General features: G+C 43.8%; 23 protein-coding genes and 1 riboswitch. Of the genes, 18 read left to right on the top strand and 5 right to left on the bottom strand.

Annotated features, from left to right (window positions below):
- Window positions 1–24: 24 nt before the first annotated feature.
- From ACF8EG_RS03630 to ACF8EG_RS03685, 12 genes are all read left to right on the top strand, one after another.
- Window positions 25–744, top strand: a complete 720-nt coding sequence (locus tag ACF8EG_RS03630; RefSeq protein ID WP_005485124.1) for an SDR family oxidoreductase — start codon at window positions 25–27, stop codon at window positions 742–744.
- Between the two features lie 176 nt (window positions 745–920).
- Window positions 921–1,634 carry a response regulator gene (locus ACF8EG_RS03635; protein ID WP_005463399.1) on the top strand — a complete coding sequence of 238 codons (714 nt, stop codon included), beginning with the start codon at window positions 921–923 and terminating at the stop codon, window positions 1,632–1,634.
- Window positions 1,635–2,921 (top strand): ATP-binding protein, encoded by a 1,287-nt coding sequence (locus tag ACF8EG_RS03640; RefSeq protein ID WP_053319445.1) that lies wholly within the window; start codon window positions 1,635–1,637, stop codon window positions 2,919–2,921.
- Window positions 2,922–3,093: 172 nt separating this feature from the next.
- Window positions 3,094–3,483, top strand: coding sequence for a hypothetical protein (locus ACF8EG_RS03645; protein ID WP_031851054.1), 390 nt, complete (start codon window positions 3,094–3,096; stop codon window positions 3,481–3,483).
- Window positions 3,484–3,660: 177 nt separating this feature from the next.
- Entirely contained in the window at window positions 3,661–4,017 is a 357-nt protein-coding gene (locus ACF8EG_RS03650; protein ID WP_005463392.1) for a diacylglycerol kinase, read from the top strand.
- A gap of 21 nt (window positions 4,018–4,038) precedes the next feature.
- Window positions 4,039–5,694 (top strand): phosphoethanolamine transferase, encoded by a 1,656-nt coding sequence (locus ACF8EG_RS03655; protein ID WP_005463391.1) that lies wholly within the window; start codon window positions 4,039–4,041, stop codon window positions 5,692–5,694.
- A 121-nt stretch (window positions 5,695–5,815) separates the two neighbouring features.
- Window positions 5,816–6,751: a Gfo/Idh/MocA family protein gene (locus ACF8EG_RS03660; protein ID WP_069504826.1), complete on the top strand. Its 936-nt coding sequence runs from the start codon at window positions 5,816–5,818 to the stop codon at window positions 6,749–6,751.
- A 154-nt stretch (window positions 6,752–6,905) separates the two neighbouring features.
- Window positions 6,906–7,055, top strand: coding sequence for a hypothetical protein (locus ACF8EG_RS03665; protein WP_175423247.1), 150 nt, complete (start codon window positions 6,906–6,908; stop codon window positions 7,053–7,055).
- Window positions 7,056–7,067: 12 nt separating this feature from the next.
- Window positions 7,068–8,282, top strand: coding sequence for an MFS transporter (locus ACF8EG_RS03670; protein WP_069504828.1), 1,215 nt, complete (start codon window positions 7,068–7,070; stop codon window positions 8,280–8,282).
- A 186-nt stretch (window positions 8,283–8,468) separates the two neighbouring features.
- The gene (locus tag ACF8EG_RS03675) at window positions 8,469–8,900 is read left to right on the top strand and encodes a YccF domain-containing protein (protein ID WP_005485025.1); all 432 of its coding nucleotides are present in this window, start codon (window positions 8,469–8,471) and stop codon (window positions 8,898–8,900) included.
- Window positions 8,901–9,548: 648 nt separating this feature from the next.
- Window positions 9,549–9,890 (top strand): hypothetical protein, encoded by a 342-nt coding sequence (locus tag ACF8EG_RS03680; protein WP_005485142.1) that lies wholly within the window; start codon window positions 9,549–9,551, stop codon window positions 9,888–9,890.
- A gap of 36 nt (window positions 9,891–9,926) precedes the next feature.
- On the top strand, window positions 9,927–10,055 hold the full coding sequence (locus tag ACF8EG_RS03685; protein ID WP_276427408.1) for a hypothetical protein: 129 nt from the start codon (window positions 9,927–9,929) through the stop codon (window positions 10,053–10,055).
- 69 nt (window positions 10,056–10,124) lie between these two features.
- On the opposite strand, the gene ACF8EG_RS03690 is transcribed toward ACF8EG_RS03685, so the two are convergent.
- Window positions 10,125–10,541: a MarR family winged helix-turn-helix transcriptional regulator gene (locus ACF8EG_RS03690; RefSeq protein ID WP_005463375.1), complete on the bottom strand. Its 417-nt coding sequence runs from the start codon at window positions 10,539–10,541 to the stop codon at window positions 10,125–10,127.
- Window positions 10,542–10,543: 2 nt separating this feature from the next.
- Window positions 10,544–11,452 carry a CDF family Co(II)/Ni(II) efflux transporter DmeF gene (gene dmeF / locus ACF8EG_RS03695; protein ID WP_069504830.1) on the bottom strand — a complete coding sequence of 303 codons (909 nt, stop codon included), beginning with the start codon at window positions 11,450–11,452 and terminating at the stop codon, window positions 10,544–10,546.
- Between the two features lie 235 nt (window positions 11,453–11,687).
- Here dmeF and ACF8EG_RS03700 point away from each other — a divergent pair, with 235 nt between their 5' ends.
- Window positions 11,688–12,536 (top strand): patatin family protein, encoded by an 849-nt coding sequence (locus ACF8EG_RS03700; RefSeq protein ID WP_069504831.1) that lies wholly within the window; start codon window positions 11,688–11,690, stop codon window positions 12,534–12,536.
- A gap of 166 nt (window positions 12,537–12,702) precedes the next feature.
- On the opposite strand, the gene ACF8EG_RS03705 is transcribed toward ACF8EG_RS03700, so the two are convergent.
- Entirely contained in the window at window positions 12,703–13,551 is an 849-nt protein-coding gene (locus ACF8EG_RS03705) for a pirin family protein (RefSeq protein ID WP_005463372.1), read from the bottom strand.
- A gap of 460 nt (window positions 13,552–14,011) precedes the next feature.
- On the opposite strand from ACF8EG_RS03705, the gene ACF8EG_RS03710 reads away from it, so the two are divergent.
- From ACF8EG_RS03710 to ACF8EG_RS03730, 5 genes are all read left to right on the top strand, one after another.
- Window positions 14,012–14,224 (top strand): cold-shock protein, encoded by a 213-nt coding sequence (locus ACF8EG_RS03710; protein ID WP_069504832.1) that lies wholly within the window; start codon window positions 14,012–14,014, stop codon window positions 14,222–14,224.
- A 241-nt stretch (window positions 14,225–14,465) separates the two neighbouring features.
- A complete protein-coding gene (locus ACF8EG_RS03715) occupies window positions 14,466–14,675 on the top strand; it encodes a hypothetical protein (protein WP_021484467.1) in 210 nt (69 codons plus the stop codon).
- Window positions 14,676–14,725: 50 nt separating this feature from the next.
- Window positions 14,726–14,866, top strand: a complete 141-nt coding sequence (locus ACF8EG_RS03720) for a PA3496 family putative envelope integrity protein (RefSeq protein ID WP_005463370.1) — start codon at window positions 14,726–14,728, stop codon at window positions 14,864–14,866.
- A 296-nt stretch (window positions 14,867–15,162) separates the two neighbouring features.
- Window positions 15,163–15,262, top strand: a riboswitch (purine riboswitch).
- Window positions 15,263–15,351: 89 nt separating this feature from the next.
- Window positions 15,352–16,365 (top strand): adenosine deaminase, encoded by a 1,014-nt coding sequence (locus tag ACF8EG_RS03725; RefSeq protein ID WP_069504836.1) that lies wholly within the window; start codon window positions 15,352–15,354, stop codon window positions 16,363–16,365.
- A 94-nt stretch (window positions 16,366–16,459) separates the two neighbouring features.
- Window positions 16,460–16,933 carry a peroxiredoxin gene (locus tag ACF8EG_RS03730; protein ID WP_005477269.1) on the top strand — a complete coding sequence of 158 codons (474 nt, stop codon included), beginning with the start codon at window positions 16,460–16,462 and terminating at the stop codon, window positions 16,931–16,933.
- A gap of 44 nt (window positions 16,934–16,977) precedes the next feature.
- On the opposite strand, the gene ACF8EG_RS03735 is transcribed toward ACF8EG_RS03730, so the two are convergent.
- Window positions 16,978–17,382 carry an SPOR domain-containing protein gene (locus tag ACF8EG_RS03735; RefSeq protein ID WP_069504838.1) on the bottom strand — a complete coding sequence of 135 codons (405 nt, stop codon included), beginning with the start codon at window positions 17,380–17,382 and terminating at the stop codon, window positions 16,978–16,980.
- Window positions 17,383–17,668: 286 nt separating this feature from the next.
- Complete coding sequence (locus ACF8EG_RS03740; protein ID WP_005463363.1) at window positions 17,669–18,838, bottom strand: D-alanyl-D-alanine carboxypeptidase family protein; 1,170 nt, start codon at window positions 18,836–18,838, stop codon at window positions 17,669–17,671.
- Window positions 18,839–19,139: the final 301 nt, after the last annotated feature.

Below are 19,139 nucleotides of genomic sequence, written 5' to 3' on the forward strand. Positions count from 1 at the left end.
CAACGAAAACTGAGGAAGTAACAAATGAAAAAACTGGTTGTTATTACTGGTGCAAGTTCAGGTATTGGTGAAGCTATCGCACGTCGTTTTAGTGAAGAAGGCCACCCTCTCCTTCTTGTGGCTCGTCGCGTAGAACGTTTAGAAGCACTAAATTTACCAAACACCTTATGTGAAAAAGTCGATGTCACTGACCAAGCGAGTTTGATAACAGCGATTGAAAAAGCAGAAGCTCAATTTGGTCCAGCTGACGTGCTAGTCAACAATGCGGGTGTAATGTTGCTTGGTCAGATCGACACGCAGGACGCCGCTGAATGGAAGCGTATGTTCGACGTTAACGTGCTTGGTTTGCTTAATGGTATGCACTCCGTACTTGCATCAATGAAAGCGCGCAATAGTGGCACAATAATCAACATCAGCTCTATTGCAGGTAAAAAGACGTTCCCTGACCACGCGGCATATTGTGGTACGAAGTTCGCAGTTCATGCAATTTCAGAAAATGTGCGCGAAGAAGTGGCCGCATCAAATGTGCGTGTTACAACTATTGCACCGGGCGCAGTAGAGACGGAACTGCTTTCTCACACCACCTCCCAAGACATTAAAGATGGATACGATGCTTGGAAAGTGGATATGGGTGGTGTACTCGCCGCAGACGATGTCGCGCGTGCAGTAATGTTCGCTTACCAACAACCACAAAATGTCTGTATCCGAGAAATTGCGCTCGCGCCGACCAAGCAGCAACCATAATCTGGTGACAACTTAATTTCCCATATACTAAGCAAACGATTTGTTCTACATCAAAACGTTTGCTTTTTTTATATTATTAACTCATCGGATAACCTTATTCTTTACAAGCTTTATTTGAAATAACTCGCAAATTTGTTTAACTTTCAGTGATATCAAATACAGCACACATCACTTACATGAACGAACAAGAAATCAAGCCATCCCTTATCATTGTCGAAGACGATCCAAAACTACAAGATATGCTCGGTGAGTACTTTGTAGAACAAGGCTTCGACGTCCGCTGTATTGATAACGGCACCGACGCGCCGAACGCCATTTTAGACACTCAACCCGATTTAGTTTTGTTAGATTTGATGCTGCCGGGCCAAGACGGTTTGAGCGTTTGTCGTCAAATCCGCGAATGTTACAAAGGCAAAGTTCTGATGCTTACCGCAAGCGATGACGATTTTGATCACGTCGCTGCGCTTGAAATTGGCGCCGATGACTTTGTCACGAAACCTATCAAACCGCGTGTGTTACTTGCTCGTATCCGTATGTTATTGCGCAGGAAAGAAAGCGCCGCTCCAGCGCCAGAAAACGGCTTACAAATCGGCGTGTTGTGTTTAAACCGACTACGTAAATCTTGTACTATGAACCAACAACCTGTCGCATTAACCGACGGTGAGTTTGACTTGCTGTGGGTACTCGCCACTCATGCCGAGAAAACCTTGTCGCGTGAATGGCTCACCAAAACGTTACGCGGGATTGAGTACGACGGTACAGATAGAACCATTGACAACCGCATCGTAACACTTAGAAAGAAATTGGGTGACGCGTCTTGCTCACCTCAAAAAATCATTACGGTACGCGGCAAAGGCTACCTACTAATGCCGGATGCATGGAACGCATAAATGAGAAGGATATATCTAGAGAGCTTTTTAGGTCTGATCATTCTTTTTCTCGCCAGTCTGAAAGGTTATGAGCTCATCGTGTATGAGCTCAATACTGATTATGACTACCTACTTCAAGAACACAGTTCGCAAGCTTTCTACGATTTACTCTCTCCTATCTATGAAGAAAAAGGGCTTGAATACACCAAAAGCGAGCTAGAAAAGTTTGCCACGGCAAGCCATCGATTGTTGCAACCTCACACCATGGATGAGCTCCCACCCGAGGTGAAGGAAGTGTTCGATGAAGATCCTACCGCTAACATCGCCTTTGATGATGAACGGGATTTTTGGTTTCGCTTCGACGAGAGCACTCCCTTTTTCAAAATTAGCGATAACCCGAATAGTCCTATCATTCAAGCCGTCAATTTCGACGACAACATGGTGTGGATATTCTTCATCGCTGGTTTCGCGCTTTACTGTGTTTTGCTGATCTGGTTTTTAAGCCGCAGAATTCGTGAACTAGAAAGAGTCACCGTCGAATTTGCGTCTGGTAATTTCAAAGCACGCGCAAGCACGGCCAGCGCCAAATCGGTTGGCACATTGAACAAAAGCTTCAATAACATGGCCGATAAAGTCTCTCGACTCATTACCAGCAATAAAATGCTCACCAATGCGGTTGCTCACGAGCTACGCACACCAATTTTTCGCTTGCAATGGCAGGCTGATTTACTCGCCGACTCCTCTCTAAATGAACAACAGACAAAGTACGTAAATAGCATCGTTGAAGACATTGATGAGATGGAAGAAATGGTCGAAGAACTCCTTTACTATGCGAAAATGGAACGCCCAGAAACAGAGCTTCGGACCGAAAGTCTTGAGCTTAACTCCCTGCTTTTTGACCTAAAAGACAAATGGCAGCAAGAGACGCCATTGCCAATCACCGTTAAAGATACGGATTGCAAAGAAGCCCCAATTAAGACCGACCCCAAACTGCTCAAGCGCGCGTTAGACAACCTACTTCGCAATGCCATGCGTTATGCCGATAGCCAAATCATGTTAGAAGTGACCGAAGATGAAGAACACTGCATGATAAGTATTCATGATGATGGAAACGGCATTGATGAAAAAGACTGGCCTCACCTGTTTGAGGCATTTTACAGCGCCGACAAATCTCGTAATAAAAGCACCAGCGGCTTTGGTTTAGGACTTGCCATTGTAAGACAAATTATGGAATTGCAACGCGGCGATGTTTCTATTTCACACAGTCCTCTTGGTGGCGCCTGCTTCACCGTATCTCTGCCTAAATAACAGGCGAACAACGATAAAAGTTAAAGCGCAGTTCGCTTAGTTTCTGCGCTATCTTCTTCCTCATCCGCTCTTATTACATAAGACGACATTTCGATACAATCCATAGACAGAGACAAGTAATAAAACAGTGTACATTTAATCCATCAATTCACAGAGATAATGGATTCACCCCATGTATAAACCACTTTTACTCGTTGTCCTTTCTTCCTCACTTGCAGCATGTGCATACAACCAAAAGCCTGTTGTAGACATGACGAATGTTGACCAAGCGCAATACGAACAAGATTTTGCCTACTGCCAAGGTTACGCAGAGAAAGTCGACAAAACAGAAGCCGCTGAATCTGATGCAACCAATGGTGCAATGACTGGCGCATTAATCGGTGCCGCGGCTGGTGCTCTTGAAGATGGTATTGGCGGTGCAGCAGTTGGCGCAGTAGCTGGCAGTGCAGTCGGTGCTGGTGCAGGCGCTTTAGGTGGCGCGAATGATTCCACCAAAACACAAGCTCTCGTGCTACGCAAATGCCTACAAAATAAAGGTTACACCGTTTACGACCTTGATTAAGCATTAGTCTAAACCACACAACCAAAGTACTTACTCATCAAATCAAACGTGACGTTTTTTGCTTGCACCCATATTCACAAATGTTTCACGTCTAACCGATTAGTCTCAGATCGCAATTTGGTGCATTTCGGTACTAACACACATCAATCAACCAATAATAAGAATTAAGGCCCAATTTTGAAGCCAGGTAAAACAGGAATTCGCCGAGTCATGGATGCGACCGGTTACTCAATTAAAGGACTAAAAGCCGCGTGGACTCATGAAGCCGCTTTCAGACAAGAACTCGTACTGACTTTGGTTCTTTCTATCAGCGCATTTTTTCTGCCAGTGACCACGCTTGAACGTGTATTGATGATCAGCAGCCTATTGCTGATTTTAATCGTCGAACTTATTAATTCCGCCGTAGAAGCGGTTGTCGACCGTGTCAGCGATGACTGGCATGAACTCAGTGGTCGAGCCAAAGACATTGGCTCTGCAGCAGTATTTGTTGCGCTATTTCTTGCCCTATTTGTTTGGGCGTCGTTCTTGCTTTAGTTTTATTCAAGAAAGTAACTTATGAAGACTGTTGATTCTCCAAAGAAAGGTATCCCATACGTTGCCTTTACTGTTCTACTCGCGCTGTATTTCGCTCTCGTGGTGAACATCCCAATCTATAAAGAACTCATTGGGATTTTCTCTAAGTTAGACGAAGTCAAAATCGGTTTCATTATCACTATTCCGATTTTCTTTTTTGCCGCGCTTAATTTCTTATTCAACCTATTTAGCTGGCCATGGGTTGGAAAGCCGTTCTTTATCTTGCTGCTCGTAGTCTCTAGCTTAGTAAGCTACGCAGGCTATAACTACGGAACACTGTTTGACTCTGGTATGATCGCCAACATCGTCGAGACCGACTCGAGTGAAGCAAGCTCTTATCTCAGCACGTATTCGGTCGTTTGGACGACGTTAATGGGTGTGATTCCTGCCCTGATTGTGTTCAAAGTAAAGCTGCAACCACAACGCGGACAATGGCTACGCTTTGTGCTTACAAAACTGGTCGCGATGCTCGCTTCGTTAGCAGTTATTGCCGTGATTGCGGGGTTGTACTATCAAGATTACGCATCTGTGGGTCGCAACAACAGCTACCTGAAGAAAATGATCATCCCAACGCAATATGTCTACAGCGCGACAAGTTACGTAAAAGAAAATTACTTAACTACGCCACAGCCATATCGTGAAATCGGTACTGATGCACAGCAATCCTCGACCGCTTTACAGCAAGCGCAGGACAAACCGACGTTACTCGTTTTTGTGGTAGGTGAAACCGCACGTACTCAAAACTATCAACTGAATGGTTACGAGCGTGAAACTAACCCCTACACCAGCCAATTAGATGTGATTTCTTTTAAAGATGTGGCGTCATGCGGCACTGCGACAGCGGTATCTGTACCATGCATGTTTTCTCAGTTAACGCGCAATCAATTTGACCGTAAACAAGCAGATAACCAAGACAACGCGTTAGATATCATGCAACGTGCAGGTATCGACCTACTGTGGAAAGAAAACGACGGTGGCGATAAAGAAGTCGCGCATAAGATCAAAAAAATCGAAGTAGACAGAAAGCAACAAAACGCACTGTGCAACGGTCAAACTTGTTACGACATGGCACTACTGAGTGACTTTGACCAAGAAGTGTCGAACATGAACGGTAACCGAGTTGTAGCCATGCACCTTATTGGCAGCCATGGCCCAACTTACTTCCAACGTTACCCGAAAGAGAAAGCGTTTTTCCAACCAGATTGCCCACGTGCAGACATTGAAAACTGTAGCGTCGAAGAGATCGTAAATACCTACGACAATACCATTCGTTACACAGACTTTGTCTTGGAACAAACCATCAACAAACTTAAGACGTTAGAAGACAAATATAACACTGCGTTGATTTATGTTTCTGACCACGGTGAATCGCTTGGTGAAAGCGGCATGTTCTTGCATGGTATGCCTTACGGACTTGCTCCGGATTTCCAAAAACGAGTACCGCTTATCATGTGGATGTCGCCAAGCTTTAAGCAAGCAAAACACATCAACACGGATTGTTTGTCCAAAGAAGCACAAAATGCAGGTAAGTACTCGCATGACAATGTGTTCCACTCTTTGCTTGGTATTATGGATGTAAAAACCCAAGCCTACGACGGTCAGTTAGACATCTTCAAAACCTGTCGAACCGTATCCTAAGTAGTTAGAGAAAGCCTGATTCAAAATGTGAGTCAGGCTTTTTTATGACAAGCCGTTTCTGCCAACCTCTTTTTCGCTCGTTATAATCAACGCCTAATGAAATCGAAACAGAGCGAACAACATGAAAATCGGTATTATTGGCTTAGGCGACATTGCACAAAAGGCTTACCTTCCTGTCATTACTCAACTTCCTAATGTTGAGCTGGTCTTTTGTACCCGAGACGCCAAAACCCTCTCTTCACTAGCTCAGCAATATCGCATTAAGGAAAGCTGTCAGGACTACCGACAGCTTCCTGCGTTTGGTGTAGATGCGGTGATGATTCATGCCGCAACTCATGTTCACTTTCAAATCGCTGAATATTTTCTAAAACAAAGCATTCCCACTTTTGTCGACAAACCTCTGGCGGACAGTGCCCAACAGGTAGAGCAACTCTATGAGATTGCAGCTATCGCCAATCAACCACTTTATGTTGGCTTTAATCGCCGACACATTCCGCTCTACAACGACTATTTGCCAAACGTACAAAAAGGCGATGTCGCTAATTTGAAGTCACTGCGTTGGGAGAAAAATCGCCACAATCTGCTGGGAGAACTCCGTACGTTCATCTTTGACGATTTTATTCACCCGCTAGACAGCGTAAATGTTGTAGCAAAAGCCGATTTGCAAAACGTCTACATCACTCACCAATTTGACGGCCAACAACTCGCACGTCTGGATGTGCAATGGCAACACGGTGATACCCTACTACACGCTTCAATGAATCGTCATTTTGGCATCACAAACGAACGCGTTCAGGCATGTTATGCCAACCAAGCATTTGAGTTTGAATCGTTCGTGGAAGGTAAATTGTGGCAGGACAATCAAGAACGTAAGTTGAACTTAAAAGATTGGACACCAATGCTCACGAGTAAAGGTTTTCACGCTATGCTATTCGATTGGTTTAAGGTTGTTGAATCAGGCAAGCTGGCTACAAGCACAGTGGAACGCAACATAGCGAGCCACCAGCTTGCAGAGCAGATCTGTCAACGCATAGAACAAGCCGTGCATTGCAATTAATCCCTAGAACCAATCTATGCATGAAACGCATACATTAGTTCACTTTTTGTCATTTGTTTCATTGACTAATCGTCACTAAACTTCGCGCTCATTTTTCTACATGAGCGCACAATGCATGCTTTTTTCTCAATCCATTTTCGCTCAGGTGTTGAGAATGTCCATCATGTTGGGGGTATCTCTAATCATCGTCCATAACTCTCCGAAGTTGCTGGAAATATTAGCAGAACAAGCCATCAACAGCGGTTGTCACCAAACAACGGGAGACAACGAACACCATGATCATTCTCATCACCACCATCATTAATAAGAGCAAACTATGAGTATTTTCCGATTTCCAGTTCTTGTTTGGCTTGGAATAGGGATTTTGATTATTTGTCTAGGGATCAGACAATCTTTCGGTATTTTTATGATGCCAATTTCAGACTACTTTCAGACCGGGCGCGAGTTCTTTAGCTTTGCTATTGCCTTGCAAAACTTGTTGTTTGGCGTATTCCAACCTTTTGTCGGCATGGCGTCAGACCGTTGGGGCGCGAAGCGTATTATCATTTTAGGTGCCTTTTCTTACGCTTTAGGTCTTTACCTTACTTCTATCGCCATTGAGCCAATCATGATGTATCTATCGCTTGGCGTTTTGGTCGGTTTTGGTTTGAGCGCAACCAGCTACGTCATTGTGTTAGGGGCGGTCGCAAAGGTTGTCCCTGCACAACATGCAGCTAAAGCATTTGGTTTAACTACCGCTGCGGGATCGTTCGGTATGTTCGCCATGATCCCTGGAGCACAAGTGCTTTTGAGTGATTTTGGCTGGCAAGGCGCACTTCAAGCATTCGCTGTACTGTGTAGCTTTATGGTGATATTTGCATTGTTCATGAGAACTGCGAAGCCACAAGCAAGTAACCCTGCAAATGTTCAGGAAGACACACAAACCCTAAAAGAAGCATTAAAAGAAGCTTTCTCTCACAGAGGTTATTGGCTGATTCATGCAGGTTTCTTTGTGTGCGGCTTTCACGTGATGTTCATTGCAACTCACTTACCAAGTTATCTGGCAGATAAAGATTTACCAGCCTCAACCGCCGCAATGGCACTGGCGTATGTTGGCATCTTCAACATTTTTGGTTCGTACTTCTGGGGTGTTATGGCGGACCGCTTCAATAAACGCCATGTTATGTCTGCACTGTATTTAATCCGCACGGTAGTGATTGGTGCTTTTGTGACTCTACCTGTCACCGAGCACACCGCAGTCATCTTTGGTGGTGCAATCGGATTCTGTTGGTTAGGCACCGTACCTCTCACATCTGGATTAGTCCGCCAGATTTTTGGTGCTCGTTACCTATCAACACTTTATGGCTTGGTGTTCTTTACTCACCAAGTAGGAAGCTTCTTGGGAGCTTGGGTCGGTGGTCGCATCTACGATTACTACGGTTCATACGATCCAATCTGGTGGTCAACCGTCGTTCTGGCACTCCTCGCCGCTTTGATTCACTTACCGATCAATGACAAGCCAGTATCGCGCTTGAATTTGGCAACCGCCTAGCCAGAAAGGCTCTTAACGTCTACCGTTGCGAGCCTTTTTTCAGCAGCCCAATGATCTCCGCTTTCCTTTATCAAATGAGTATTCTCATCAATGATTTCTTATTTAAGATAAAGCACACCCATTCATCCTCTGTTAAGATTTGTGTGACATACTTTGTAGAAAGTTATAAATCAAAAAGGGTTTTAGATGAGAACACTTGGCAACATCATCTGGTTTTTATTCGGTGGCGTATTCATGGGATTGCTGTGGTGGCTATTCGGTATTCTTGCGTTCATCAGCATCATCGGGATTCCGTGGGGGCGAGCTTGTTTCGTCATGGGTAACTTTTCGTTTTTCCCATTCGGCAAAGAAGCTGTTTCGCGTGATGAACTAACCAATGAAATGGATATTGGCACGAGTCCGCTAGGCGTCATCGGCAACGTACTTTGGTTTGTGTTTGCAGGTTTGTGGCTGGCAATCGGTCATATCCTATCCGCCGCAGCGTGTTTCGTTACCATTATTGGTATTCCGTTTGCACTTCAGCACCTGAAACTGGCCGTAATTTCCCTCGCGCCTATCGGTAAAACTGTTGTAACGTCAGAAGAAGCGGCAATCGCTCGTTACAACATTAATCGTTAAGGTTATGTATCCTCTGAGCTTTCGGGCTCAGAGGGCAACGCCTGTTAAAAGTAAGCCTATTATTGCTACAGCGTATTCGATAATGGTTGATTGTATGCTCATACCGTCACCTTTAGGTTTATATCTTACCTAACTCTGCACTGCTTCCAATTTATCCTTTATAATCAATTATATTTGTAGCCCATCACTTGAGTTGTTCAACACTTCAACTACAAACATCTCAACTCAACTTCCCTCTTAAAAATTTTTAAAGCCGAACTATAAGCATAGCCAAAAGTAATCGACTTTGAGGAGAGATCTACGCGGTAAACGGAAGAATATTGGTCAGGAATCTTACTTTTTCAGGCCCAAGAACAACTTATGGTCGTATCTTTTTTTAACCACAAAATGTGCACATCAAAAGGCAAAGAACACTAAGGATTGAATAAATCAACAAACATTGATTGTGACGTAGACTAATTTATTTTGTTTGTCGTCTTCCCCTACCACCCCATATCATCCCCACCACAAACGCTCTTTGATATTTTTATTTGTAGTTCTGCACAGACGTAAAAGTACGCCTTTTCATCCCACAATTTTGCTTTTACAACCGACCAGAACGTTCTGAGTCATTCAATGACTCAGCATCTATTCATGCAGGAATATATCGTGGATAAATATCAAGCGGCTTACGCAAAGCGTCTCTCAAAACTAAAAAGTGATAACAGTTCACCTAAGGCAATAGCTCGCCTTTGCGCTTGGGATTCGTTTTTTAACCAAGAGTTTGAACTTCAAGATCTTGAATATCAGATGGCCGATGCTGCGCGTCAGCGTTACGAGCAATCCAATGTAAAAAACGACATTTCGTTTAAAGCCTTCAAACGCGCCTTCTACAACGAATCCATCGAGATCTATAACTTGACCGATGGCGCAGCCATTCAAAAAGTCTTTACGCCATTAATTATGCTTGCCACCGCTTGGATTGTGTTTGTGTGCTCTGTATCGAACTAAGCACGCAAATACACTCCAAGAGGGATGAGAATCATCATGCCTAAGATAACGTTACTTCTGCTGGCCACTACAATTGGTATTGGCATTACGGGCGCTGCATTTTGTGTTGGTGTGACTTACGCATTTACTCAGTTACCGTTTGAAAGCTGGTTTCTAAACCCATAAATACAAAAAAGCAGAACTCGATGGGAGTTCTGCTTTTCATTGTTTATTTGGCCGTAACTCGGATGAAACCTAGAATTCCCGGTTCATTTTTTCCAAACACGATAGAAAGGTTGATTGCTGCTCTGGCTCAATATGACGAGTAAGATCACGCACAAGATCAAGGTGCAACTGGTTATGATGGCGATGAATTTTCTCACCTTCTGGTGTAAGCCTCACAACGATAGCACGGCGATCTTCCGGATGAGGGCAACGTTCTATCAAGTTCGCGTTCACTAACTTTTCGATTTGTACCGTTAACGTTCCGGTCGTGATGCCTAACTTTTCCGCCAGTTCTTTCATGCGCAGCGCACCATGGCCGCCCAGCACTTCAATGGTATGGACTTGGGCCAAAGAGTAGCCGGTTTCTTTTACGACTGACTGTTCCCAAGAAGACATCTTGTCATAGAACTCGGTCAGCATTTGATTCAACTTTTCTAGTTCGCTCATCGTCAGCTATTTTGTAACTCTAGAGTAAGGTGATGAATCTTATCAAACTTACTCAGTAATTGCTTAAATTCACTCAACGTTTTATCACTGCGATTATGTAACACAATCGCAGCCGAGTAATGATGTCCGCTCACCTTCCAAACATGCAGATCTAGCACGTCTGCGTATGGCTGAAGCGTCTCTCTGATTGCCTGTAGGTACTCGTGATTAATATTCTCATCTAATAAGACTGGTGCGGTTTGCTTCATCAAACCGAGAGTCCATTTACCAATCACCAAAGCACCAACGATCCCCATAATGGCATCTAACCAAATCCATCCGTAAAACTTACCGATAATAAGTGCGACGATCGCCAACAGTGACGTTAAGGTATCTGCCAAGACATGAAAATACGCGGCGGCAAGATTGTGGTCGTGGTGCTCGTGCGAGTGTCCATGCGATTGGTCATGATCGTGTGAGTGGTCATGATGATGGTGAGCATGCAGTAGCAACATACTTGCTAAGTTAACCACCAAACCAATCACTGCGACCATAATCGCTTCGTTGAATTGAATACTCTCAGGGTTAAACAAACGGTGAACGGATTCCACCATCATCATTAGCGCCACCATGCCCAAAGCAATCGCGCTCGTAAAACCACCTAAAACACTGACCTTCCCGGTACCAAACGAAAAACGCTCATTGTTCGCATTTTGCTTAGCATAGCGATAAGCGAACAAGGTGATGCAAAATGCCGCAGCATGAGTGCCCATGTGCCATCCATCGGCGAGTAAGGCCATAGAGCCAAAAAGCGTGCCCGCAGCAATCTCAACCACCATAGTGACAAGCGTCAGAATCAGAACATAAAAAGTTCGCTTTTCACCTTTATGGTTATGAGAAACAAAATCGTGCGTGTGTTGTGCTATTGCCATAGATAAATCATATCCCTATTGCTTAGTTTGTTTGATAGTCAAAATATTTGATTTAAATTTAGTTTGACCATCAAACAAAGTCAACATAGAAAACTAAGAAAGGCGTTCATCACTGCACTCAAGATTGACCAATCTGACGAGTCCCTGCGTGAACATACGCGGCGTTGTTTGGGAATCAGCCGCTTATACGTTAAGCTGCTGTTACTCAACCAAAAGATAGAAAGCGGATAAGCAGATGGAACATGTAGGTTCTCGTGCACTGATTGTTGAAGGCGGCGCAATGCGAGGGGTGTTTTCTTGCGGAATACTCGACCATTTTTTAGCTGCGGACTTTTCTCCCTTCGACAGCTTTTGGGGCGTATCGGCTGGCGCAAGTAATCTTGCCGCCTATTTGGCAAAAATGCCAGACAGAAACCTAAAAATCTATCTCGATTACAGCCTAAGAAATGAGTTCATCACCCCCAGCCAGCTCATACGCGGTGGTGATGTCATGGATTTGGATTGGATGTGGCAAGTGACACTTGAAGAGTTAGGCATTGATAAAGAAGTGCTCGCTGCAGATCCGCGTCCTTTTTTCCTTGTCGTCACTCGTCAAGATACTGGACAGGCAGAATACCTCACTCCGGACATCGATATGTTAGCGGAGACCATGAAGGCCAGCAGCGCCCTGCCCGTACTCTATCGTAATGGCGTACTTCTTAATGGCACTCGATATGTGGATGGCGGCGTTGCAGATGCCCTGCCAATTGCCGAAGCCATCAAGAGAGGAGCGACGAAAATCATGGTCCTGCGCAGCCAGATCGCCAGTTACCGAAAACCAAGATCAAAGTTCAGTGCCATCACAAAACGTATGCTGAAGGAAACGCCAGCTCTGATTGAGCCTATGCTGACACGTGACGTTCGTTACAACCAAACATTGGAACTGATAAACAACCCGCCATCAGGCGTTGAGATAATCCAAGTGTGCCCACCAGAAACGTTTAAGTTAAAACGCTTAAGCCGCTCACCAGAACCTTTGCGAGAAGCTTATGAACTGGGAATTGAGGCTGGCAAACAAGCCATAGAACGTTGGAATTCAGTGTAAAGAAAAAAGCCACCTCGATTAAACGCAAGTTAATCTAGGTGGCTAACGCAAACTCGATGGCAGTGGATTATCGATTTGCTTCGCTACGAGCCCAATAAGTAGGCTCAAATACATTCAGCGTAATACTAAGACATCGGTCAAAATTGGCTGTTCGCTGTCGTTCGCTTTAATAGGTTTCGAACAGCCCTGAGTTGTAGTCTTGAATCGCTTGTTCAATTTCTTCAATACTGTTCATGACAAATGGGCCATAGTGAACCACCGGCTCATTGATTGGCTCACCTATAAAGAGCAGGACCCCACTGTTGTCTGCCGCAGTAAACTTTGCGGCCTCTCCTTTTGATAACAGCGCCATCTCACCTTGCTTTACAGTGCGTTGATTTATCTCGACACTGCCTTGGTACGCATAAATCATCATGTTATGGTCAGCGTCCAAAGCTAGCTCAAGCGTGGCTCCTCTATGAGGCCGCCAATCAGCAACAGTTGCCACAACACCAGTTTGAGTCAACGGCCCAACAATTCGTTCTCCCGCAATCATCAACTCACCAGCAATGACACGAACAAGCCCTGTCTTTGCAGTGTCAAATTCCGTGATCGTCTCTGGTTGAAAATCGTGGTATTGAGCGGGTTTCATTTTGTCTTTGGCTGGTTGATTAATCCATATCTGAAAACCATGCAGCTCACCGTCTTGCATAATTGGCATTTCACTGTGTATTACTCCACGACCTGCCGCCATCCATTGTGCGCCACCAGAACGCAATTCGCCGACATTGTTCATGTGGTCACGATGTTGAAAATGACCTTTCAGCATATAAGTCAGCGTTTCAATCCCACGATGAGGATGAGGAGGAAAGCCACCAATGTAGTCAGAACGTTGATCGGATTTCAGCTCATCCATCATTAAAAATGGTGAAAAGCTCGTGTTGTTAAAACCTGCAACTCGACGAATTTTAACACCATCACCGTCAGCGGTAGGTTGCGATGGAATCAACTGACGAATTTCTCTGAATGTGCTCATACTTCTTCTCCTCGTTCGCCTTGGTAGCTGTCTGCAAATCGCGTTTCAGCTCAGGCTATCGACATGGTTTTATTTTAGTTTGGAGAAAAATAATCATGAGCAGAGCGATTCGAGCTACTTATTCAAGTTTTTCGAACAATAGGAAATCAGTAACAAACACCATTGGTCATTTTTCATCCAGACCAAATCCTCGACGATTGATGATAAGTTCGCTCTTATCACATAAACGTTTTTGAATTTATTTGAAAATAAATGTAGCTATTTCTTAAACAAGGTGTATAGTGGCGCTTGGCTCTTCGAAGAGAGCTGTTAATGCTACATTTAGTTTAAGTTCCTTCTCAGTAAAATCTTGAATCCCCATTCAGACACCTGCGTACAACTTCCTCTTGATTGACATTCAATAGCTTAAAAAAAGATCCACCAATAATTTATCATTAATGTTTTTAATTCAGAGGTTTTTATGTCTGCTAAAGTAACTGGTTCAGTAAAATGGTTCAACGAAACTAAAGGTTTTGGTTTCCTATCTCAAGACAACGGCGGCCAAGATGTATTCGTACACTTCAACGCTATCGTTGCTGACGGTTTCAAAACACTGAATGAAGGTCAGAAAGTAAGCTTCAACGTAGAGCAAGGTAAAAAAGGTCCTCAAGCGACTGAAGTTACTCCTCTATAAGACTGCTTTTCTTGGTGCAGCATGTCCATGCTGCACCAAATCTCTCTCCTTCAAAAAATATCCTCTCAACATAAACTCAGCCTAATTTCAGGCATTGCTTAGTGCTACCCAAAATAAATGGGTCAGTACCGCTTAACTTATTATTTAAAGGAAAAATCATGTCCTCAAGAAGAACAGGCCGTCAAAGGCATTGGTATCAATTACTTAACAAAGAAAAAATCGTCAAAAAACAGGAGAATAAATGTTAGAAATTGAATTTAATTTACATCAACCTAAAACCACTTGGAGAGCTAAAATATATCAATTGAATAGCGATATACTGAAGCGACATATATTGCCAAAACTTCAATATCGTAGTCATCTGATTGACTTCCAATATTGTGAAAAAACCTGCTCAGGCACTATTCTATGTGACTCAGGTTCAAAGTTAGGAAGTTTTATTATCAAATAATGCTTTTTTAAGGCATTAATAATTCTCATCAATATTTTGGAAGATATCCAATGGCTAGAAAAAGTAAAAAGCAAATTGATAAGGAAAAGAAAGAATCTGAGGAAAATGCTGCCGCTGTAAAACAACGAACGCGCCGCCGTATCGAAGATATTATGGAGCAAAGAGCGTTTGATAAAATGTTTGATCTTTAACTCTGATTCCTACCTCTTCAAGCTTGTTGTGCAAAGGTAACCGCCACCTACCTTTCCACTCCGCTTTCCAATCAGTTTGCTATCTCTTAGCCAAAAATACACTTCTTAAAATAACCTTTTCCACACCCAAATTTTTCTTCATCTTAAGCTTCACGCTTTGCTTCATCACTGTAAGCCAACTTTAGTGTGCGCTGAAAAACAATCCAAATTCGAACATCCACTCGATATCTATCAAGCTCTAAAAACGTATCGCACTCTCATTTTCTGACGGGTCTAGATATATTGATAAATTTACGTATAATCGCAAGCGTTTGCTTCGTATAACCCCAATGATATGGTTTGGGGGTCTCTACCAGTTCCCGCAAAGTGCTGATTACGAAGAGTTGAGATCACTGTGGATCTTACTCTTTGTGATAGCGTTCGATTTATTCCTATCTATACCTATTCTTAGAGTAACTGCATCCACAATACACATAAGGTGGAATATGAACGCATTTATTCAAGGTCTTCCAAAAGTAGAGCTGCACTTACATATCGAAGGTTCACTCGAACCAGAACTCATGTTTAAACTTGCCAAGCGCAATGGCATAGATATTCCTTATTCGTCACCAATCGAATTGAGAGAGGCATACCAATTTGAAGATCTGCAATCTTTTCTCGACCTCTATTATCAAGGCGCAAATGTTTTACGCACAGAGCAAGATTTTTATGACCTAACGTGGGAATACTTGGAGCATTGCAAAGCAGACAATGTGATTCATACCGAGATATTCTTCGACCCGCAAACTCACACTGAACGTGGCATTGACTTCGACACCGTACTCAACGGCATTTCTAGAGCGCTGACAGATGGCCGCGAAAAATTAGGCATCACATCGCAAATCATCGCTTGTTTCCTTCGTCATTTGTCAGAAGAAAGCGCGATGGAAACACTGCAATCTGTTTTAAAGCATCGCGATAAAATCATTGGTGTGGGGCTAGATTCATCAGAAAAAGGCCATCCACCAGCTAAGTTTTTACGTGTCTTCCAGCAAGCGAAAGAGGCAGGCTTGCTTACCGTGGCACATGCCGGAGAAGAAGGACCAGCGCAAAATATTACCGACGCGATTGAAATGTTGGAAGTGAGCCGCGTTGATCACGGCGTTCGCTGCGTAGAAGATGAAGCTCTAGTGGGATCTCTAATTGAAACCAAAATGCCACTGACCGTTTGCCCGCTGTCTAACATCAAACTTTGCGTGTTTGATGAAATGGGACAACACAACATCGTAGAACTTCTGCGTAAAGGCGTGGCGGTAACCATTAACTCTGATGACCCCGTTTACTTTGGTGGCTACATGACCGATAACTTCCTTGCAGTGAATCAAGCACATCCCATGAGCAAAGAAGAACTGGCGAAATTCACGCTCAACGCTATCGATGCAAGCTTCATCGACAACGAGTTGAAGGCTCAATATCGTCATAAAGTCGAACAATATGTTGCACAACATTCATCGATGTAATGCGGTATACCCTTACAAACCCTCTGTGGTTAAAACGGGACTTAAGCGCTAGACTGAAAAAGCTCAACAAAGCACTTAATAAAGGAAGAAAATCATGATTCAACAAGGCCAAGCACTACCTTCTGCAACCGTAAGTGAACTGACTGCCGATGGCATGGTCAACCACGATGTGACCGAACTGTTCGCGAACAAGAAAGTGGTGTTATTCGCGGTTCCTGGCGCATTCACTCCAACTTGCTCAGAAGCTCACCTACCAGGCTACGTAGTACTCGCAGATCAATTAAAAGCAAAAGGCGTTGATTTAATTGCTTGTGTGGCGGTGAACGATGCATTCGTAATGAACGCATGGGGTGAAGCTCAAAACGCTTCTGAGATTTTGATGCTAGGTGACGGTGATGCTAGCTTTACTAAAGCGCTAGGCTTGGAAATGGATACTGGCGGCTTTGGCGGCGTTCGCTCACAACGTTACGCAATGATCATTGAAAACGGCGTAGTAACAACACTTAACGTTGAAAAGCCAAGTGAATTTGAAGTAAGTAATGCAGAAACCATTCTTGCAGCACTTTAAGAAAACACAAAACGGAAGCTCAAGCTTCCGTTTTTTTCAGGCGATTAGCGCATTCTCACGACACTAGTTTGTTGCTTACGTTGCATCTCTGCAAAAGTCAGTACAAACGGAGATGACTGCTTCACGTGGCTTGGCAGCGACGAAAGCGCATTGTAGGCTTCTTGCTTCGATTTAAAATCACCAGCTGTCACCGTATACCAACGTGTACCTCGGCTATTTTTCCAGTTAACCCATACAGGGTGTTTAGGGTCGATATAGCGAATGTATTCTTTCACATCTTTTTCTTTCTTCAGTGCTAGTACCTGCATGGTGTAGTGGTTGGGATTCAGGTAGCCGTATGCATCTTGAGACGACATCACACCCACACACTGCCCATTATCGACAGGTTGATGAGGCATAGCGCAGCCCATGAGCGAAAAAATCAATGTCAAAGATAAAATCTTGTGCACGTGTCACTCCATTTTTGTTCTGGTTTGTTTTCTCTCATACCCATCACGCACAAATGGTTGTGCAAAAACATCACTGAAGGCTTGGACTAACAACGATTTGTGAGGATTGGGATCACATCCAATATCGAAAGCTACGGCATCGTTATTCTTTGACGTCGTTTTTAATAAAAAGCGATGGGAGAGCAAGAATAACAACACGTTTTAGCTTCTTTGGACATTACGAGTTGTTCAAAAAACTAAGGCGACCATTTAGGCCGCCTTAGTAAATTGATTTTATAAAAAACCTTTAAAACCAGCTTGCTACCAGTCGCTTAAACCAATCCATAATACGTTTAAAAATCCCACCTTCTTCCACTGGTTCGAGTGCAACTAGCTCGGTCTCTTTCACGACTTTTCCATCCACTTTGTATAGCAAAGTACCAACTACCTGATCTTGAGCAATTGGCGCAAGTAAATCACCGTTGTATTCCACTTCCGCTTTAAGTTTGTTTACGTCACCTTTAGGCAGAGTGAGATAAACATCGCGGTTCACACCAACTTTTAACTCATCCTTTTGCCCCATCCAAACGCGAGCGTTTGCGATATCAGTTCCTGCGGCCGTTGGCATCAAAGTATCGTAGAATCGAAAACCGTAGCTAAGAAGTTGCTTACTTTCTGATTCACGCACACTTTGGCTCTTCGCCCCCATGACAACTGCGATAAGGCGCATGTCGCCATTGGTGGCTGACGTAGCCAAACTGTAACCTGCACCACTGGTATAGCCCGTTTTCATCCCGTCAACGTTCATGCTGCGATCACGAAGTAAACCATTCCGGTTATATTGAGTAATACCGTTGTACGTAAAAGACGTTTCACTGTACATCGGATAAATATCTGGCAGATCACGAATGATTGCTTGACCCAACTTAGCTATATCATGCGGTGTTGAATACAAACCATCGCTATCTAAACCGTGAGGGTTAGTAAATGAGGAATTCGTCAAACCAAGTTGACTCGCCCAACTATTCATTAAGCTAACAAAGCCTGCTTCGCTGCCAGCGACGTGCTCTGCAATGGCAACACTAGCATCGTTTCCTGACTGAACCACCAATCCTCGATATAAATCAGACAGAGACACAGATGTGTTTACTTCGATGAACATTTTGGAAGAATCTGGGAAGTTTTTCGCCCAAGCGTTGCGACTAATGACAACTTGATCATCGAGACTGATATTGCCAGCGTTTACTTCTTGTCCTGCAACATAAGCAGTCATCAGCTTAGTTAAGCTCGCTGGGTTTAATCGCTTGTCTGCATCGCGCTCTACCAACACTTTACCTGTGTGATAGTCCATCAGTACATAACCGCGGGAGCTTAGTTCAGGTGCATTAGGGACAACAGTAGGTGCAGCAAAGGCAAAGTGAGAGAAGGTAGCAAGGCCGGTAAGGAAAGTCGTGTTGAATAAGGTAATTTTTCTCATAGTGACATCTAATCTTATTAGCAATCTGTGGCTTACAAACTAAGTCGAGTATATTGAAACGCCATACAGTTACAGCAGCAATGTTACGATTCGTTACCTTTACTCAATGTTTGTCGAGAAGAATGAGATATGAGTAGAAATTTTCCGCCCACACATGTGATACCCAAACGAGATCACGAAAGAACGGCCCCACGTCAATGACAGCGAGAACTCACATTTCTAGATACAGATAAGCAGATCATCTAAAACAAATCGTTCAAAATATGAAAAAGCCCCCGCACAAACGGTGATGTCAGGGAGA

The sequence above is a fragment of the Vibrio sp. YQ_11 genome (genome assembly GCF_043103065.1).
Lineage (GTDB): Bacteria > Pseudomonadota > Gammaproteobacteria > Enterobacterales > Vibrionaceae > Vibrio > Vibrio parahaemolyticus.

Excerpts from the sequence above, each read along its gene's own strand:
- ACF8EG_RS03630 (WP_005485124.1), top strand. The coding sequence starts at position 25 with ATGAAAAAACTGGTTGTTATTACTGGTGCAAGTTCAGGTATTGGTGAA.
- ACF8EG_RS03635 (WP_005463399.1), top strand. The coding sequence starts at position 921 with ATGAACGAACAAGAAATCAAGCCATCCCTTATCATTGTCGAAGACGAT.
- ACF8EG_RS03640 (WP_053319445.1), top strand. The coding sequence starts at position 1,635 with ATGAGAAGGATATATCTAGAGAGCTTTTTAGGTCTGATCATTCTTTTT.
- ACF8EG_RS03645 (WP_031851054.1), top strand. The coding sequence starts at position 3,094 with ATGTATAAACCACTTTTACTCGTTGTCCTTTCTTCCTCACTTGCAGCA.
- ACF8EG_RS03655 (WP_005463391.1), top strand. The coding sequence starts at position 4,039 with ATGAAGACTGTTGATTCTCCAAAGAAAGGTATCCCATACGTTGCCTTT.
- ACF8EG_RS03660 (WP_069504826.1), top strand. The coding sequence starts at position 5,816 with ATGAAAATCGGTATTATTGGCTTAGGCGACATTGCACAAAAGGCTTAC.
- ACF8EG_RS03665 (WP_175423247.1), top strand. The coding sequence starts at position 6,906 with ATGTCCATCATGTTGGGGGTATCTCTAATCATCGTCCATAACTCTCCG.
- ACF8EG_RS03670 (WP_069504828.1), top strand. The coding sequence starts at position 7,068 with ATGAGTATTTTCCGATTTCCAGTTCTTGTTTGGCTTGGAATAGGGATT.
- ACF8EG_RS03675 (WP_005485025.1), top strand. The coding sequence starts at position 8,469 with ATGAGAACACTTGGCAACATCATCTGGTTTTTATTCGGTGGCGTATTC.
- ACF8EG_RS03685 (WP_276427408.1), top strand. The coding sequence starts at position 9,927 with ATGCCTAAGATAACGTTACTTCTGCTGGCCACTACAATTGGTATTGGC.
- ACF8EG_RS03690 (WP_005463375.1), bottom strand. The coding sequence starts at position 10,541 with ATGAGCGAACTAGAAAAGTTGAATCAAATGCTGACCGAGTTCTATGAC.
- dmeF (WP_069504830.1), bottom strand. The coding sequence starts at position 11,452 with ATGGCAATAGCACAACACACGCACGATTTTGTTTCTCATAACCATAAA.
- ACF8EG_RS03700 (WP_069504831.1), top strand. The coding sequence starts at position 11,688 with ATGGAACATGTAGGTTCTCGTGCACTGATTGTTGAAGGCGGCGCAATG.
- ACF8EG_RS03705 (WP_005463372.1), bottom strand. The coding sequence starts at position 13,551 with ATGAGCACATTCAGAGAAATTCGTCAGTTGATTCCATCGCAACCTACC.
- ACF8EG_RS03710 (WP_069504832.1), top strand. The coding sequence starts at position 14,012 with ATGTCTGCTAAAGTAACTGGTTCAGTAAAATGGTTCAACGAAACTAAA.
- ACF8EG_RS03715 (WP_021484467.1), top strand. The coding sequence starts at position 14,466 with ATGTTAGAAATTGAATTTAATTTACATCAACCTAAAACCACTTGGAGA.
- ACF8EG_RS03720 (WP_005463370.1), top strand. The coding sequence starts at position 14,726 with ATGGCTAGAAAAAGTAAAAAGCAAATTGATAAGGAAAAGAAAGAATCT.
- ACF8EG_RS03725 (WP_069504836.1), top strand. The coding sequence starts at position 15,352 with ATGAACGCATTTATTCAAGGTCTTCCAAAAGTAGAGCTGCACTTACAT.
- ACF8EG_RS03730 (WP_005477269.1), top strand. The coding sequence starts at position 16,460 with ATGATTCAACAAGGCCAAGCACTACCTTCTGCAACCGTAAGTGAACTG.
- ACF8EG_RS03740 (WP_005463363.1), bottom strand. The coding sequence starts at position 18,838 with ATGAGAAAAATTACCTTATTCAACACGACTTTCCTTACCGGCCTTGCT.